General features: G+C 69.3%; 10 protein-coding genes. 4 read left to right on the top strand and 6 right to left on the bottom strand.

From position 1 onward, the window contains the following. Positions 1-212: 212 nt before the first annotated feature. Together BSE24067_RS26010 and dnaE are read right to left on the bottom strand one after the other, a co-directional pair. Positions 213-1,310 carry a glycosyltransferase family 9 protein gene (locus BSE24067_RS26010; protein WP_151064757.1) on the bottom strand — a complete coding sequence of 366 codons (1,098 nt, stop codon included), beginning with the start codon at positions 1,308-1,310 and terminating at the stop codon, positions 213-215. A 320-nt stretch (positions 1,311-1,630) separates the two neighbouring features. Next, positions 1,631-5,164 (bottom strand): DNA polymerase III subunit alpha, encoded by a 3,534-nt coding sequence (gene dnaE / locus BSE24067_RS26005; RefSeq protein WP_151064758.1) that lies wholly within the window; start codon positions 5,162-5,164, stop codon positions 1,631-1,633. 221 nt (positions 5,165-5,385) lie between these two features. Here dnaE and BSE24067_RS26000 point away from each other — a divergent pair, with 221 nt between their 5' ends. Continuing rightward, the gene (locus tag BSE24067_RS26000; RefSeq protein ID WP_151064759.1) at positions 5,386-6,243 is read left to right on the top strand and encodes a sulfurtransferase; all 858 of its coding nucleotides are present in this window, start codon (positions 5,386-5,388) and stop codon (positions 6,241-6,243) included. A gap of 22 nt (positions 6,244-6,265) precedes the next feature. Then, positions 6,266-7,159 (top strand): tRNA glutamyl-Q(34) synthetase GluQRS, encoded by an 894-nt coding sequence (gluQRS, locus tag BSE24067_RS25995; RefSeq protein ID WP_151064760.1) that lies wholly within the window; start codon positions 6,266-6,268, stop codon positions 7,157-7,159. Between the two features lie 239 nt (positions 7,160-7,398). Here the strand turns inward: gluQRS and BSE24067_RS25990 are convergent, their stop codons facing one another. The 4 genes from BSE24067_RS25990 to purT form a co-directional block, all read right to left on the bottom strand. After that, the gene (locus BSE24067_RS25990; RefSeq protein ID WP_477021221.1) at positions 7,399-8,871 is read right to left on the bottom strand and encodes a DEAD/DEAH box helicase; all 1,473 of its coding nucleotides are present in this window, start codon (positions 8,869-8,871) and stop codon (positions 7,399-7,401) included. 491 nt (positions 8,872-9,362) lie between these two features. Beyond that, positions 9,363-9,746, bottom strand: coding sequence for an MliC family protein (locus BSE24067_RS25985; RefSeq protein ID WP_151064762.1), 384 nt, complete (start codon positions 9,744-9,746; stop codon positions 9,363-9,365). 81 nt (positions 9,747-9,827) lie between these two features. Continuing rightward, positions 9,828-10,022: a DUF6726 family protein gene (locus tag BSE24067_RS25980; protein WP_151064763.1), complete on the bottom strand. Its 195-nt coding sequence runs from the start codon at positions 10,020-10,022 to the stop codon at positions 9,828-9,830. 18 nt (positions 10,023-10,040) lie between these two features. Further along, positions 10,041-11,255 carry a formate-dependent phosphoribosylglycinamide formyltransferase gene (gene purT / locus BSE24067_RS25975; protein ID WP_151064764.1) on the bottom strand — a complete coding sequence of 405 codons (1,215 nt, stop codon included), beginning with the start codon at positions 11,253-11,255 and terminating at the stop codon, positions 10,041-10,043. 220 nt (positions 11,256-11,475) lie between these two features. Between purT and BSE24067_RS25970 the strand changes: the two genes are divergently transcribed. Together BSE24067_RS25970 and BSE24067_RS25965 are read left to right on the top strand one after the other, a co-directional pair. Next, complete coding sequence (locus BSE24067_RS25970; protein ID WP_151064765.1) at positions 11,476-12,021, top strand: META domain-containing protein; 546 nt, start codon at positions 11,476-11,478, stop codon at positions 12,019-12,021. Between the two features lie 188 nt (positions 12,022-12,209). Then, the coding region (locus tag BSE24067_RS25965; protein ID WP_477021220.1) for a DNA translocase FtsK 4TM domain-containing protein at positions 12,210-12,948 on the top strand (739 nt) is incomplete at its 3' end.

The raw sequence follows: 12,948 nt of genomic DNA, 5'->3' as shown, positions 1-12,948 counted from the left end.
CTGGCTGAACAAGGCTCGCAATGTACAGGATTTTGCGGCGGCCGGCGTGAGGCTGGGCCACGGGGGCGCAACGGTAGTCGCGTAGTCGCGACGGCGGCCGGACCGGCAGCGGGTGTCGATCGTCCCGGCGACGCGGGGCAATGCAGCGTGCGCGGCCGAGCGCCGCTCCGGTACCGCCCGTCGCGTCGGCGACGCTGCCGGCCGTGCCGCCGCTACGAAGCGATCGCGCCGATCTCGGGCGCCGCAGTCGTCGCGGCCGGCAGCAGCATCGTGCCGCCGCGCCGCGCGTCGTCCGGCTGCGCGGCCTGCGTCAACAGATGAAGGACCGCGCGCTCCAGCGCGTCGACGCCGATCGCGTCGACCGTCGCCCCAGCGCGCAGGATCACGTGCGGCACGCCGAGCGGATGCCAGCGCAGGTATTTCTCCGGACGGTCCTCGAACAGCGCGGCGACCGGCACGCCGAGCGCCGACGCGAGATGCACGGGCGCGCTGTCGGCCGACACGATCACGTCGAGCAGGCTCGCAGCGGCCATCAGTTCGGCAACCGACGACGGCGTGACGTGCCGCGCGTTCACATCCCGCCACGCGTCGCCCGCGGCGTCGGCTGCTGCCGGCACGGCGGGATCGCGGAACACGATCACGTCCGCGACTGGTGCGAGCCGCCGCGCGAGTTCGCGCCATCGGTCGGCCGGCCAGCGCCGCTCCGCCGCCTTGTTCGACACGAACAGGCCGACGCGCGGTTTCGTGCGCGCCCCGAGCAGCCGGTACCAGGTGTCCTGCAACGCGCGGTCCGGATGAACGGACAGCGCGAGACCGTCGAGATCGGTGCGGCCGAGTTCGGGCACGAGCCGGAATCCCGACAGCGCCTCGTGGCGGATCGGTCGCGTCGCGACATGCTCCGGCTTGCGGTCGTCGAATTCGGAATCGGCATCGTGCCAGCGGCAATCCTTCACGCCGAGCTGGCGCGCGAACTGGATGCTGCTGCGATGCATGCCGCCGTTCGGCACGACCACGAGATCGAACCGCAGGCGGCGCAGCCGGCGCACGAGCCGCAGCCGGTCGAAGAACGCGCGCATCCACCCCGGGCGGTCGTTGCGCTCGCACTGACGGCTGTACACGTACGTATGGACCGCGTGCACGTCCGGGTTGCCGGCCAGCGCGGCCGCGTTGTAGCGGTTCGCGACCACGTGCAGCTCCGCATCGGGCCAGCGCTGTTTCAGCGCGCCGAGAAAGGCCGTCGTGCACAGCATGTCGCCCAGAAAATCAATCCGGATCACGAGGATCCGCCCCGTCGGTTTCCCGTTGGCCATTGTTGTGGTGTCGTTGTCGTTTTGTCGTCGCGCGCCGCGCCGGCACGCCGGCATCGTGACGTGCTGCCGCGTGCCGACTTCGTCGAGCGATCGCTGGCGGCGCCGCGCCGCACGTTCGCCGCGTGGAACCGTCGTCGTTTTCACGCGAACGACGCCGCCGGCCGGCGGACGCACCGCGGCACGGTGCGTGCGCAACGTGCGCGTCGGATTGTATAGCGTCCGGATGACAGCCCCAAGCACCGCCGCAAGAAAACGGCCCGCCGCACCGCACGATGGCGATGCGACGGGCCGCGAGGGCGACGGCCGTCCGTCAGCGACGGTCAGTACGTGATCTCGACGGTGCTCCCGTCGAACGTCGCACGCAGCTCCGCGAGCAGCGTGTCGCTCGGTTTCACGCGCCACGCATCGCCGAGCCGCATTTCGCCCTGCGCGCGCGCGTTGCTGTAGTGGATCTGGACCGCGAGCCCGTTCGGCAGCGGCGCCTGCGGGCGACGGCCGCCGTCGCGGCCTGCACCGCGCGGCGCGGGCGCGTCGAAGGCCGGCGCGGCCGCCGCATCGTCCTTCGACACGTGCGGCTCGAGCACACGGCGCAGCGCCGCCGCATCGGCATTGCCGTTCATCGTGAGCCGCACCGCCTGCGCGTAGCGGCTGCGCGCGCGTTCGAGATCCATCACCGTGTCGGCGGTGAAGCGGATGCCGCCGGTGAACGCGTCGTTACGCGCCTGCCCCTGCACGATCAGCAGCTCGTCTTCCTTGAACAGCGCCTTGTTCGCCTCGAACTGTTCGTTGAAGATCGTGATCTCGCACTGGCCCGACCCGTCGTCGAGCAGCGCGATCAGCATCTTGCCGCGCTGGGTCATCTGCGTGCGCAGCGACGCGATGATGCCGGCGACGAGCTTGTCGCGGCCTTCCTTCAGGTCGCCGAGCTTCTGCCGCACGAACCGGCGCACTTCGTCGCGATACGCGTCGAACAGATGGCCGGACAAGTAGAAGCCGAGCGCGCCCTTCTCTTCCTGCAGCCGGCGCTTGTCGTCCCACGCGGGCTCGCCGACGAGCGCATGCGCGTGCGGCGACTCGGCGCCCATGTCGAACAGGCCGGCCTGCATCGCGTTCGCCGCGGCCTGCTCGGCCGCTTCCATCGCGAGCGGCACCGATGCGAGCATCTGCGCGCGGTTCGCGTTCAGCGAATCGAACGCGCCGGCGCGGATCAGCGCCTCGACCGTGCGGCGGTTGACGACCCGCCGGTCGATCCGCTCGCAGAAGTCGAACAGGTCGGCAAACGGCTTTTCCTCGCGCGCGCGCAGAATTTCCTCGATCGCGTTCTGGCCGCTGCCCTTCACCGCGCCGAGGCCGTAGCGGATCGTGCGCGAGCGCTTGCCGTCGGGTTCCGCGACCGGCTCGAACCGGTAGTGCGACTGGTTGATGTCCGGCGGCAGCACGACGAGGTTGTTCATCACGCAGTCGTCGAACAGGATCTTCACCTTGTCGGTGTCGTCCATCGCGAGCGTCATGTTGGCCGCCATGAATTCGGCCGGATGGTGCGCCTTCAGCCATGCGGTGTAGTACGCGAGCAGCGCGTACGCGGCCGCGTGCGACTTGTTGAAGCCGTAGCCCGCGAACTTCTCCATCAAGTCGAAGATCTCGTCGGACTTCTCGCGCGTGAGGCCGTTCTTCGCCGCACCCTCGGCGAAGATCTCGCGGTGCTTGACCATCTCCTCGGGCTTCTTCTTGCCCATCGCGCGGCGCAGTAAGTCAGCGCCGCCGAGCGAGTAGCCGCCGATGATCTGCGCCATCTGCATCACCTGCTCCTGATAGACCATGATCCCGTAGGTCTCTTTCAGGACGGGTTCGACGCGCGGATCCGGATACTCGACCTTCTCGCGCCCGTGCTTCCGTGCGCAGAAGCTCGGGATCAGGTCCATCGGGCCCGGACGATACAACGACACGAGCGCGATGATGTCCTCGAAGCGGTCGGGCTGCGCGTCCTTCAGCATGCCCTGCATCCCGCGGCTTTCCAGCTGGAACACCGCGACCGTGTTGGCCTTCTTCAGGATCTGGAACGACGCCGGATCGTCGAGCGGCACCTGCGCGAGCGACCAGTCGGCCTTCGTCGGATCGAGGCGGCGGATGTAGCGCTCGGCCCAGTCGAGGATCGTCAGCGTCGTGAGACCCAGAAAGTCGAACTTCACGAGGCCGACGGCTTCGACGTCGTCCTTGTCGTACTGGCTGACGACGCCGCCCTCGTCGCCCTGCGTATACAGCGGGCAGAAATCGGTCAGCTTGCCGGGCGCGATCAGCACACCGCCCGCGTGCATCCCGACGTTGCGCGTCAGGCCCTCGACGCGCTGCGCGAGGTCGAGCAACTGGTGGACCTCGTCCTCGTTGTCGTAGCGTTCCTGCAGCTGCGGCTCTTCCTTCATCGCGTCGGCGATCGTCACGTGCTTGCCCGGCTTGAACGGGATCAGCTTCGCGACGCCGTCGGTGAACATGTAGCCGAGATCGAGCACGCGGCCGATGTCGCGCACGGCCGCCTTCGCGGCCATCGTGCCGAACGTGGCGATCTGCGACACGGCGTCCGCGCCGTACTTTTCCTTCACGTACTGGATCACGCGATCGCGGCCGTGCTGGCAGAAGTCGATGTCGAAGTCGGGCATCGACACGCGTTCCGGGTTCAGGAATCGCTCGAACAGCAGGTTGTAGCGCAGCGGGTCGAGATCGGTGATGCCGAGCGCATACGCGACCAGCGAACCCGCGCCCGAGCCGCGGCCCGGGCCGACCGGCACGCCGTTGTTCTTCGCCCAGTTGATGAAGTCGGCCACGATCAGGAAGTAGCCCGGGAAGCCCATCTTCGTGATGGTCCCGCACTCGAACTCGAGCCGCTTGTAGTACGTGTCGCGCTGCGCATCGCGCTCCGCGGCGTCCGGATACAGCTGCTCGAGGCGCTTCTCGAGCCCCTCCTTCGACAGTTGCACCAGGTAGTCGTCGAGCGACATGCCGTCCGGCGTCGGGAACAGCGGCAGCTTCGGCTTGCCGAGCTCGAGCTTCAGGTTGCAGCGCTTCGCGATCTCGACCGTGTTCGCGACCGCCGACGGCAGGTCGGCGAACAGCGCGACCATCTCGTCCTGCGTGCGGAAATATTGATCGGTCGTGAAGCGCTTCTGGCGCCGCGGGTTCGCGAGCATGTCGCCTTCGGAGATGCACACGCGCGCTTCGTGCGCGGTGAAATCGTCGCTCGTCATGAACTGCGTTGGATGCGTCGCGACGACCGGCAGCTTCAGCGACGCGGCGAGCGTCGCGGCCTGCTGGATGTACGCCTCGGCGCCCGGCTGCCCGTAACGCTGCAGCTCGATGTAGAAGCCGCCCGGGAACACCTTCGACCAGCGCTCCGCATGACGGCGCGCAGCCTCCTCGTTGCCCGCAGCCAGCGCGAGCCCGATGTCGCCCTGCTGCGCGCCGGACAGCGCGAGCAGCCCTTGCGACAGCTCGCCGTCGAGCCAGCTCGCGTCGAGCTCCGCGCGGCCGCGGTACTGGTTCGTGAGCCACGCCTTCGACAGCAGCTCGCACAGGTTCAGATAGCCGACCTTGTCCTTCACCAGCAGCAGCAGCCGCGACGGTTTGTCGCGATCGTCCGGATTGGCGATCCAGACGTCGCAGCCGGCGATCGGCTTGATGCCCTTGCCGCGGGCTTCCTGGTAGAAACGGACGAGGCCGAATGCGTTGCCGAGATCGGTGAGGGCGAGCGCGCCCTGACCGTCAGCGGCCGCCGCCTTGACGATGTCGTCGAGACGCACGATGCCGTCGGCAATCGAGAATTCGGAGTGAACGCGAAGATGGACGAAGCGGGGATCTGACATGGGCGTTATTGTAGCCGCGTCGCCGTGCAGGCTGCCCAAAAAATCCCCGCGTCGGCCGTTCGGCCGATGTACGGGGCGCCGGCCGAACGGCCAGTGCCGGCGCACGGCCGGTTTGCGGGATAATACGGGTTTTCGAATCATCGCCCTGGCTTCGCACCCTTTTATTTGCGGGGCCGTCGTGCGCCCGCCGCACGGCCGCGGCCGTTTTCCGTCGAACCATCATGACCATCGTCAACCTCGCCGCCTACCACTTCGTGTCGCTCGACGCGACCGAGCAATGGCGCCCGCTCGTCACCGCCCGCTGCAACGAACTCGGCCTGCGCGGCACGATCCTGCTCGCGCCGGAAGGCATCAACCTGTTCATCGCCGGCCCGCGCGAAGCGACCGACGCGTTCATCGACTACATCCGCCACGATCCGCTGTTCGAAGGCAAGTTCGCGACGCTGCAGTTCAAGGAAAGCCTGTCCGATTCGCAGCCGTTCCGCCGAATGCTCGTGCGCCTGAAGCGCGAGATCATCACGATGAAGAAGCCGGCAATCAAGCCCGAGCTCGGCCGCGCGCCGTCGGTCGACGCGCGCACGCTGAAGGCGTGGCTCGACCGCGGCCACGACGACGCCGGCCGCCCGGTCGTGATGCTCGACACGCGCAATGCGTTCGAAGTGGACGTCGGCACGTTCGACAACGCGCTCGACTACCGGATCGACAAGTTCAGCGAGTTCCCGGAAGTGATCGACGCGAACCGCGCCGATCTCGAGGGCAAGACGGTCGTGTCGTTCTGCACCGGCGGCATCCGCTGCGAGAAGGCGGCGATCCACATGAAGGAAATCGGCATCGAGAACGTGTATCAGCTCGAAGGCGGGATCCTCAAGTATTTCGAGGAAGTCGGCGGCGCGCACTATCACGGCGACTGCTTCGTGTTCGACTACCGCACCGCGCTGAACCCGCAGCTGCAGCCGACCGAGAACGTCACGTGCTTCGCGTGCCGTGCGGTCGTCACGCCGGAAGCGCAGCAATCGCCGAGCTACGTGCCCGGCCAGTCGTGCCCGGCCTGCGTCGCGCAGGCAGCGAGCGCCGCATAAGCGCGCATTGCTCCGCGCCCCGATGAACGGCTACCGCGGCCGCTTCGCGCCGTCGCCCACCGGGCCGCTGCATTTCGGCTCGCTGGTCGGCGCGCTCGCGAGCTGGCTCGATGCGCGCGCGCACGGCGGCACGTGGCTCGTGCGCATCGAGGACATCGACGGCCCGCGCACGGTGCCCGGTGCCGCCGACGACATCCTGGCGACGCTCGCACATTTCGGCATGACACCCGACGAGCCGCCGGTGTGGCAAAGCACGCGCGACGCCGACTACGCGGCCGCGCTCGAGCGGCTCGTCGCCGCGGGGCTCGTCTATCCGTGCGGCTGCACGCGCAAGGAAATCGCCGATTCGCTGCGTGCCGCGCACGAACGCCACACGACGCTCGCGTATCCGGGCACCTGCCGCACCGGCCTGCACGGCAAGCCCGCGCGCGCGTGGCGGTTGCGGGTGCCGGACGGCGCCGGCGCGATCGTCACGTTCGACGATCGCTGGCAGCACACGCAGGCGCAGAACCTCGCGACGGACGTCGGCGACTTCGTGCTGAAGCGCGCGGACGGTCAATGGGCGTATCAGCTCGCGGTCGTGGTCGACGATGCCGACACCGGCATCACGCACGTCGTGCGCGGCGCCGACCTGCTCGATTCGACCGCGCGCCAGATCTACCTGCAGCGCTGTCTCGGCGTGCCGACGCCCGAATACCTGCACGTGCCTGTCGTCGTCGATGCGAACGGCGAAAAGCTCAGCAAGCAGACGGGCGCGCTCGCGCTCGAACGCGACGATCCGCTGCCGGCGCTGCGGGCCGCGGCCGCGCATCTCGGTCTCGCGGCCGATGGCGGCATACCGGGCAACACGATGGACGCGTTCCATGCGGCCGCGATCGCCGCGTGGGCGCGCCGCTTCGGGCCGCGGGCCGCTTGAACCGCTAAACCGCTGATACCCGCTGCGCCGCTCGCACGACGTCCGGCGCGGAACGCACTAAGACGAGCCTGTACGCCGCGATTGGGCCGCGCGATTGCCGTGGCGTCGCGCTGCCGCGCCATGCCGACGCCTACCGTTCAAATCGCCCCGCCCAACAAAAAACGGGCGCATGCTCGTCGCATGCACCCGCCTCCGAGGCAGCGCTCGCGCGCCGCTCCGACCGCTCGTGAACCGGCCGCTTACGCCGACGGCTTGCGCGGCATCCCGAACCCGCCGAGCAGCGCGGCGACCTGCCGCTTCGGCCCCTTCTTCTCGGGCTGCTGCGCAGACTTCGTCTCTTCCGGCTGCTTCGCCGGCGCCGACGGCTCGTACGGCTTCAGGAAGAAATCGTCGACCGGCGCCTCGTGGCGACGGTGATGACCGCGCTCGGAGCCGCCCGAACGACGCCCCGCCGCACCGCGATGCTCGTCGCGATCGCGACGGCCGCCGCGTTCACCGCGCTCCGCGCGCTCGCTGCTCCGCTCGTCGTGGCGATGACGCGCCGGCTTGTCGAGCGTCAGCGTCTGCACGTCGAGCGGACGCTTGATCAGCTTTTCGATATCGGCGAGCTGCTTGCGCTCGTTCGGGCTGCACAGCGACAGCGCATCGCCGGTCGCGCCCGCGCGGCCCGTGCGGCCGATCCGGTGCACGTAGTCTTCCGCGTTGAACGGCAGGTCGAAGTTGATCACGGCCGGCAGCTCGGCGATGTCGAGGCCGCGCGCGGCCACGTCGGTCGCGACCAGCGCCTCGATCTCGCCGCGCTTGAACGCGTCGAGCGCCTGCATCCGCTCGATCTGCGACTTGTCGCCGTGAATCGCCGATGCGACCACGCCGTCGCGCTCGAGATTGCGCGCGAGCCGGCTTGCGCCGATCTTGCTGTTGCAGAACACGATCACCTGCTTGAGGCCGCGATCGCGCAGCAACTGCACGACGGCCGCCTGCTTGTCGCCTTCGGCGACGTCGTAGACGATCTGCGTGACGTTCGCATTCGTCGAGTTGCTGCGCGCGACCTCGATCGTCTGCGGGTTGCGCAGGTACGTCGACGCGAGCTTCTTGATTTCCGGCGAGAACGTAGCCGAGAACAGCAGCGTCTGGCGTTCCTTCGGCAGCAGGTTCAGGATGCGCTGCAGGTCGGGCAGGAAGCCCATGTCGAGCATCCGGTCGGCTTCGTCGAGCACGAGGATCTGGACCTGGCCGAGGTTGGCCGTCTTCTGCTGCACGTGGTCGAGCAGGCGGCCCGGCGTCGCGATCAGGATCTCGACGCCGCGGCGCAGTTCGGCCGATTGCGGGTTCATGTCGACGCCGCCGAACACCACCGCGCTGCGCAGCGGCGTGTGCTTCGCATACGCGTGCACGTTCGCGGCAACCTGGTCGGCGAGTTCGCGGGTCGGCGTGAGGATCAGCGCGCGCACCGGGTGGCGCGCCGGCGATGCGCTCGTATTGGCCTGCGGCAGCAGCCGCTGGATGATCGGCAGCGAAAAACTCGCGGTCTTGCCGGTGCCCGTTTGCGCGGCGCCCATGACGTCGCGGCCGGCGAGCACGACCGGAATGGCCTGCGCCTGGATCGGCGTCGGCGTCGTATAACCCTGCTCGACAATGGCTTTCAGGATATCGGCGGCAAGACCGAATTGATCGAAGGTTGCGTCGGCTGGCTTGGCGACAGAATCGGACATGGTGGCGTTTCGCTCAAAAGGCGCGGCGGGGACATCGTGCGTCAGGCCGGCCGGGCCTGCGCTCATCACATTTCGGAAGTAGACGGAGCCGCGGCGCGCCGCGCGGCGCCGCTCTGGCGCTTGGGACCCGGTTCCATTCGAACCTCGGGCGCAATAGGCCGTGCGGACTCCGTTCGGCGCGAATGCCGGCGGAAAGGGCCGTATTGTAGCACTGCGCGGCCATCTGTCCGTGACAACGCCACGAACGGCCGCGGCGGCGGTTCGCGGCAAGCCCCGGCGGGCGCGGCGCCGACGACGCGCTTGTGCGATGGGGCTATCCCGATCGGCCGATGACGGGATTTCGGGGTCGAATCGCGCTCGGCTTCATCGCTCGGCTTAACCAGGAAGCCTCGACGCCGGCCGGCAATCGAGGCAGCCAATCCCCTCCGCCGCCTGCACCGCTCGCGGCGCGCGATCCAAACGCATCACGCATTGGATCGCACAAACCACGCTCAGCCCTTCTTCTTTTTCTTCTTCTCGATCTGCACGCAGTCGCCGAGCAGCGGCGCCGCGTTCTGATCGGCGATCTCGTCGCGCAGCGTGCCTTCCTTGCCCTTCGTCCACCAGGTATAGCGTCCGGCCTGGTAGCGCACGCCCGACGCCGATACGGTGTCGACGAACAGCATCTGCTGCCCGTTGACCGGCACCAGCGCGAAGCTCTGGCCGTTGCCCGCGCGCCAGTACGACACGCGCACCGGCTGCTTCTGGTTAGCGCACTGGTAGGCGGTCTGCTGGCGCGAATCGGCGTCGATTTCCTCGACGGTCAGTTGTGCGGCATGCGCGACGGAAACGGCGGCGCCGACGAGCGCAAGCGCGGCGAAGGTGTGGCGAATCATGCAGGTCCTCTCACGAGACGGGGATAGGCACGCCCTCGCGGGGCGCGCGTTAATCGTGGATCACGAGTGCCGGCGCGACGGTCACGGATCGATGACGTCCGCGCAGGCGTCGGTCGGCGCGGCCGCGACGTGGCCGACGAGCGGCACGATCTTCAGTCCGGCCGACGCGACCCGGCACGGCGCGGCCGCAAGCCCGCACCCCGCGAGACCCGCAACCAGCGCGAGCGCCACGCCAAGCTTGCCGACCCGCGCGAGCCGCCGCCATGTCGATGTCATCGCTCCCTCCTCGTCCGGTCAGCGTGCCGACACGGGCCGCACGGCCGCCGCGGCGCGCTTCGCGCGTTCGCGGGCTTCGTCGACGGTCGCGCCGGTCGCGAGCGCGACGCCCATGCGCCGCTTCGCGAAGCTTTCCGGCTTGCCGAACAGCCGCAGGTCGGCGCCCGGCACGGCGAGCGCGTCGCGCACGCCGTCGAACGCGATGCCGCGCCCGTCGAGGCCGCCGTAGATCACCGCCGATGCGGCCGGCGAGCCAAGCGCCGGATCGACCGGCAGCCCGAGAATCGCGCGCGCATGCAGTTCGAATTCCGACTGGCGCTGCGACGCGAGCGTGACGAGGCCCGTGTCGTGCGGCCGCGGGCTCACCTCGGAGAACCATACGTCGTCGCCGCGCACGAACAGCTCGACGCCGAACAACCCGCGCCCGCCGAGCGCCTCGGTCACCTTGTGCGCGATCTCGCGCGACTTGGCCAGCGCAGCCGCGCTCATCGGCTGCGGCTGCCACGATTCGACGTAGTCGCCGGCCACCTGCACGTGGCCGACCGGCTCGCAGAAGTAGGTGCGCGTCTCCAGCGTGGCCGGGTCGATCGCACGCACGGTCAGCTGCGTGATCTCGTAGTCGAAATCGATGAAGCCCTCGACGATCACGCGGCCGTGATTCACGCGCCCGCCCGCCATCGCGTAGTCCCACGCAGGCTTCACGTCGGCCTCGGTCCGCACGACCGACTGCCCCTTGCCCGACGACGACATCACCGGTTTCACGACGCACGGCATCCCGATCTTCGCGACCGCTGCGCTGAACGCGTCGAACGACTCCGCGAACGCGTACGGCGACGTCGCCAGCCCGAGCTCCTCGGCCGCGAGCCGGCGGATGCCTTCGCGGTTCATCGTGAGCTGCGTCGCGCGGGCGGTCGGAATCACCTCGGCCAGGCCGGCCGCCTCGATCGCCGCCAGCGCGTCGGTCGCGATCGCCTCGATTTCCGGCACGATCAGGTGCGGACGCTCGGCCTCGACGATCGCGCGCAGCGCGGCCGCGTCGGTCATGTCGATCACGTGCGCGCGATGCGCGACCTGGTGGCCCGGCGCGTCCGGATAACGATCGACCGCGACGACTTCGACGCCGAGCCGCTGCAGCGCGATGATGACTTCCTTGCCGAGTTCGCCGGCGCCGAGCAGCATGACGCGCGTGGCCGAGGGTGAAAGCGGCGTACCGAGCCGCTGACCGATCTGCATGTGATTTCCCGCTGGTTCTGTTGAAGGACGAGGACGAAAACGGCTCCGATGTTAACACGCGCATCGCGGCCGGTTCGGGCGGTTGCGTCGCGCCGGCGCCGTGTCGCGAGGCCCGCGGGCGCGCTGCGAACGTTTTCACGCGCGAAGTGTCGGCTCGCCTCGTGCGGCGCGGGTGCGTTACTCTTACGCCTTGATCAGAATCCGATGAGGAACGAGGCTCATGTCCCACCTGTCCGCGGCCGCACGCGCACGCACCGGCCTGCTTCGCCCGTTGCGCGCGCCGCTTTGCGCGTTGACGCTTGCCACGCTTCTCGCCGCCTGCGCGATGCCGACCCATCCCGACTCCGCCGCCCCCGCGCCCGACCCGTACAACCCCGCCGCCGTCCAGTTGCTCGACGACACGAGCTGGGAGCTCACGAGCTGGCTGAACGCCGACGGCACGCCGCGCACGATTCCGCACGGCGACAACGGCGAGCCGATCAAGCTCGCGCTGTCCACCGAATCGGGCGTCCGGCGCGCGAGCGGTTTCTCCGGCTGCAACCGCTACATGGGCACCTACGCGATCAAGAACGGCCTGCTCAGCTTCGGCGCGCTCGCCGGCACGCGCATGGCGTGCCCGACTGCGCTCGGCGGCCAGCTCGAACGCGCGTACCTCGATGCGCTGGCGCACATCCAGAAAACGGGCGTGCAGATGCGCGAGCCGCAGCAGTTGCAGATCGTGACCGAAGCCGGCGCGACGCTGACCTTCACGCGCCGGAGCCCCTGATGCAGCGCGCGGGCGAGGGCCGACCGGCCGCCTTCGCCGCGCACGGAACCCGGACGCACGCGTCCCGCGGCCCGAACGCGCATCGCGGCGTTCACGCGGCCCCGGAGTCCCGTCAGTCCCGTTCGTCGGCCGGTTAAACTCGGCGGGTCGCGCACTGCGCCCCCGCCCTCTTCCTGTTTCATCAAAGCATGCACACGGTTGTCTTCGGCTGGTTCGGCATCTCCGCCGTCTGGTTCCTCCTTCTCATTTGGCGTCTCGTTCAGGCGATGCTGCCCGGCGGCGGCGGCCTCGCCGGCCGCGGCTCGATCCGCCTGTGGCTCGGCTTCGCGGCCGTGTTCGCCGCGAGCTGCGCGCTGACGAGCCCGTTGTCGGGCCCCGACACGAACGCGCTCGGCCACGCGCTCTCGAACGGTTTCGCGCATCTGCTCGGCCCGATCGGCACGCCGGTCGCGATGGTCGTGCTGTTCTTCGCGGGCCTGCCGTGGCTGACCGGCATCCGCTGGCGCCAGTTCGCCGCGTGGGTCGATACGTCGTTCGGCGTGAAGCTCGCGCGGAGTGTCAGCGACGACGACGCACGCGGTGTCGCGGACCTGCCGCGCAGCGCGCTGCACCGCGACGACGACATCGTGCAGCCGGCCACCGCCCATACCGTAAACGCGATGGCGCCGCGGCAGAACGGCCGTTATTCGCGCCCGACGCTGTGGAAACCCGATCCGCAGGCGCGGCCGAAGCCGCGCAGCAGGACGACGCCGCGTCCGCTCGCGGAACCGGTCGCGCCGTCGGGCTGGTTGAAGCCGGCGCCCGGCAACCGCATGCCGGCACCGCCCGCACCGGGCGCGACGAGTGCGATGCCACCGCCGACGACCGGCAGCACCGCGAGCCTCGCGCGCGCCGCCGCGAACGCGCAGACGCCGCGGCCCAGCCCTG

The sequence above is a fragment of the Burkholderia latens genome (assembly GCF_902499045.1).
GTDB classification, from domain to species: domain Bacteria; phylum Pseudomonadota; class Gammaproteobacteria; order Burkholderiales; family Burkholderiaceae; genus Burkholderia; species Burkholderia latens.
The sequence above is the reverse complement of the archived record's forward strand: the minus strand, read 5'-3'. Positions and strand labels throughout refer to the sequence as shown.

What these genes read in the sequence shown, in the direction of transcription:
- BSE24067_RS26000 (WP_151064759.1), top strand. Translation starts at nt 5,386, where the DNA reads ATGACCATCGTCAACCTCGCCGCCTACCACTTCGTGTCGCTCGACGCG.
- purT (WP_151064764.1), bottom strand. Translation starts at nt 11,255, where the DNA reads ATGCAGATCGGTCAGCGGCTCGGTACGCCGCTTTCACCCTCGGCCACG.
- BSE24067_RS25985 (WP_151064762.1), bottom strand. Translation starts at nt 9,746, where the DNA reads ATGATTCGCCACACCTTCGCCGCGCTTGCGCTCGTCGGCGCCGCCGTT.
- BSE24067_RS25970 (WP_151064765.1), top strand. Translation starts at nt 11,476, where the DNA reads ATGTCCCACCTGTCCGCGGCCGCACGCGCACGCACCGGCCTGCTTCGC.
- BSE24067_RS25990 (WP_477021221.1), bottom strand. Translation starts at nt 8,871, where the DNA reads ATGTCCGATTCTGTCGCCAAGCCAGCCGACGCAACCTTCGATCAATTC.
- BSE24067_RS25980 (WP_151064763.1), bottom strand. Translation starts at nt 10,022, where the DNA reads ATGACATCGACATGGCGGCGGCTCGCGCGGGTCGGCAAGCTTGGCGTG.
- gluQRS (WP_151064760.1), top strand. Translation starts at nt 6,266, where the DNA reads ATGAACGGCTACCGCGGCCGCTTCGCGCCGTCGCCCACCGGGCCGCTG.
- BSE24067_RS26010 (WP_151064757.1), bottom strand. Translation starts at nt 1,310, where the DNA reads ATGGCCAACGGGAAACCGACGGGGCGGATCCTCGTGATCCGGATTGAT.
- dnaE (WP_151064758.1), bottom strand. Translation starts at nt 5,164, where the DNA reads ATGTCAGATCCCCGCTTCGTCCATCTTCGCGTTCACTCCGAATTCTCG.